Below are 3,696 nucleotides of genomic sequence, written 5' to 3'. Positions count from 1 at the left end.
TCTTTATTTATGATGGCGCCAACGCAGACAGTAAAGTGGATGTGTATAACTGGAACAAGCTTTGGGACAATGTTCAATTAATTGAAATGGATGACCTAGACGGTGACAGCACTATTGACTGGGGCCAGTTTGGCCAGCGTAAAGACGATGGACGTTATCAGTGGGTTGTAAAAAAGGGTAATGATAAACGTGGGGTTATCCGCACTTTTACTTGGCCTAATGACTTGGTGGATGTGGCCCCCATGTTGGTTGCTGACCGCACCGGTGATGGTATCCGAGAGGTTGCAGTATCAGGAATAAACCCTGACGATGGTAAAGTATTTATCCGTATCAACGATGGGCGTTTGCCTAATGAACGTATCGCGAATATTAGCTGGCCCGCAAGTTGGGAAGATTACCAAGTAATGGAGCTTGGTGATTTAAATAACGACGGCTTTAGTGAGTTTGGATTATTAGGCTTTACCAAAAGCAATCGGACAGTGCAATTGATTGTAAGAGACGGTAAAACAGCAACAGAATATGGTCGTTATACCTTACCAGGGCAATGGGAAGGCTTATGGTTAGCCCATTATGATGCCAATGCAGATGGAATCGATGATGTCGTGATTGGGGGAATCAATCAAAGTACAAAACTGCAGACTATTACAGTACTAGATGGTAGTGATTTGTCAGATATGAGTAGTCGTGTTTTAGATTAATCCATGTGCAGAAATAAGTGTGAAAGGTGTCACGTGGTTGTGATACTTTTAAAATCTTATTAAACTTGTAGCTATGTTTAATTGAGGTTTTAAATAAGGCTTTTAGTTAACTAAGTTGTTGATAAATTGATTAGTTGATGTGAGCTGCTAAGTATTTTGTGCCTTGGTCAATTGATGTGCAAAGTTGCTTGATTGTTAACTATTTAGCTTTTTAAACGCTCCCTTTTGGGGGCGTTTTTTTGTGGGTATTAATTGTGTATGAGTTTAAGGAAAAATTTATGCTGTTAGAGATGATTAATCTTGTGTCTTTTAGTCAGTTGTTTAGGTTGCGTGCATGTACTGTTAAATCTAGTTTGACTCTGTTCAGAGGTGTACTTGTTATTCTTTTTTATTTTTTATCGACGCTGAGTTTTGCAGCCCCCTCGATTGAGAGCCGTGATTTAGTTTTAGATCAAATCCCCTATGCAATGTTACCTAGCGTTTTAGATGCTAACTTGCCGGTAATTGATTTGAACTACAAACCGATTGAGTTAGATCGTTTAGTTGCTTCTTTACCGAGTATGAAGCTTATCGATAATATTGAAGGGGTTAATGACGTCGATGTTACACCTCCAGAATTAGTGTCGCTTGAAATTTCTCCCAGAGAAGTTGATGTTACCGATGGCAAGCAAACTGTTTTTGTGAATGTGTCGGTTCGTGATGAGTCAGGTGTGGATTTTACCTCTTTTTGGCTCAGATTTCCTGAATTAGGACTTTATAAGTCTACTTACACTTCGAACTGGTCTTTTAACGAAGAAAGCCAGCTTTATGAAACATCAGTTTCTTTTATTTTAGATAAAACAGTCATTGGGGGGACCTGGGCTTTTTCGGTAGTAGGAGATCTAGAAGATAAATTAGGAAACAGTACCTCACAATATAACTCTCCCGAAAAACTGGTTGAATTGGGCTTCTATCCTTATTTGTCAGTGACTAATTTAAACGAAGTCGATATTACGCCGCCAGAATTAGTGTCATTAACAATCGAACAACAAGAAGTTGATGTCACATTTGATCAACAAACGATTAATGTGCATTTGGGGGTTCGTGATGAGTCAGGTGTAGGTTTTACCTCTTTTTGGCTCAGATTTCCTGAATTAGGACTCTATAAGTCTACTTATACTTCGAACTGGACTTTTAACGAAGAAAGCCAGCTTTATGAAACATCAGTTTCCTTTTTTCTAGATAAAACAGTCATTGGTGGTACTTGGGCTTTTTCGGTAGTAGGAGATCTAGAAGATAAATTAGGAAACAGTACCTCAGAATATAACTCTGCCGAAAAACTGGTTGAATTGGGCTTCTATCCTTATTTGTCAGTGACTAATTTAAACGAAGTCGACACTACGCCGCCAGAATTAGTGTCATTAATAATCGAACAGAAAGAAGTTGATGTTACTTTTGAACAACAAACGATTGATGTGCATTTAGGGGTTCGTGATGAGTCAGGTGTAGGCTTCACCTCTTTTTGGATACGATTTCCTGAATTAGGACGTTATAAGTCTACATATATTTCGAACTGGACTTTTAACGAAGAAAGCAATCTTTATGAAGCATCTGTTTCCTTTATTCTAGATAAAACAGCTATTGGTGGTACTTGGGCTTTTTCGGTAGTGGGGGATTTAGAGGATAAATTAGGGAACCGTACTTCTCAATATAGCGCAGCCGAAAAGCTGGTTGGTTTGGGCTTTTCACCATATATAACCGTGGTGAATGGTATAGATACGAACTTATTTGACTCCAAAGTAGAGCCCTCTAGAGATTATAGTCAGGTAACGACTTATCAAAAAGCATTATTCTATCTCAGCTTACAAAATAATAAAGAATATGATGTTTGGATTTATGCTAACGATGTTACTCGGTTGACCGGGGTTCGCTTCACTGGCGCTAAAAGTGTTTCAAATGCTTGTTCTATTAGTAATTTAACTATTCAGTGCCGTATTAGTTCTTCGTCTGACTTGAACAAATTAACTGCGCAAGTAAGTAGTTATACCTTGGATGTGAGTCGATATAGTATTTATATGGTGTTAAAACCTGTCGGTGAGCCGTTTGAATCTGACTGGTCATCTAACTATGCTCGTTTCCCAGCTCTAGATGTTGATGGAGATGGGATTAACAATGATGTTGATTTAGATGATGATAATGATGGATTGTCAGACGAGGAAGAGCTGGTGCTAGGCACTAATCCTTTTTGGAAAGATACCGATGGTGATGGTATTGACGATAACATTGAGGTTGAAAACAGTTTAGACCCTCTTGATGCAAGTGATGCATTAGCTGATTTTGATGGTGATGGTATTAACAATGCAGATGAAATTGCTCTAGGGACCAATGTGAACCTAAGTGACTCTGATGGTGACGGTGTTGATGATGGTGTAGAAGTCGCTAACGGCAGTGATCCACTAAATAAATATATTCAAGTGGGTTCACTCACTAACTCTGTATTATTCAGTGATGTTAACCAAGACGCCGTGGCTGACTGGATTAAGTATACCACTCACTCAAATCGTGTTGAGGTGAGCTTATTTAGCGGTAGCAACTATAACGCGCTTGCTAATTATGTGATTGAAAATTCGTTTGACTCTCCAGTAACCATAATACTTAACGATCGTGATGCCGATGGTATTAATGAGGTCGGGGTGTTTGGTTTTGATGCCAGCGCAAACAGATATCAGTTGCAAGTGCATTCTGGGTTAACGGGGGTTAAACAAGATGTGTGGAACTGGCCTGCAACTTTAGGGGAGGTACAGTTTGAAGCATTAGCCGATTTAACTGGTGACGGCATACAAGAATATGCGATAAGCGGTGTGCATTTAGCAAATGGCACTCGCCAGTTAGTGGTAAAAGACGGTGTGACTAAAGCGACTTATCAAACCTTTAAATGGCCCAATTTATGGGATGCTCCGCAGTTTGTTACCATGAGTGATGTCACCTTTGATAGTGTGCCAGAGGTTGCGCTTTATGG

General features: G+C 39.5%; 1 protein-coding gene and 1 pseudogene. Both read left to right on the top strand.

The window, feature by feature from the left end:
* Window positions 1–698: hypothetical protein (locus IEY40_RS19990; protein ID WP_229777178.1), on the top strand; the 698-nt coding region annotated here is incomplete at its 5' end.
* A gap of 278 nt (window positions 699–976) precedes the next feature.
* A pseudogene (locus IEY40_RS19985) lies at window positions 977–3,696 on the top strand (hypothetical protein); the annotation flags it as partial.

This window comes from Shewanella ulleungensis, assembly GCF_014648315.1.
GTDB lineage: Bacteria > Pseudomonadota > Gammaproteobacteria > Enterobacterales > Shewanellaceae > Shewanella > Shewanella ulleungensis.
The sequence above is the reverse complement of the archived record's forward strand: the minus strand, read 5'-3'. Positions and strand labels throughout refer to the sequence as shown.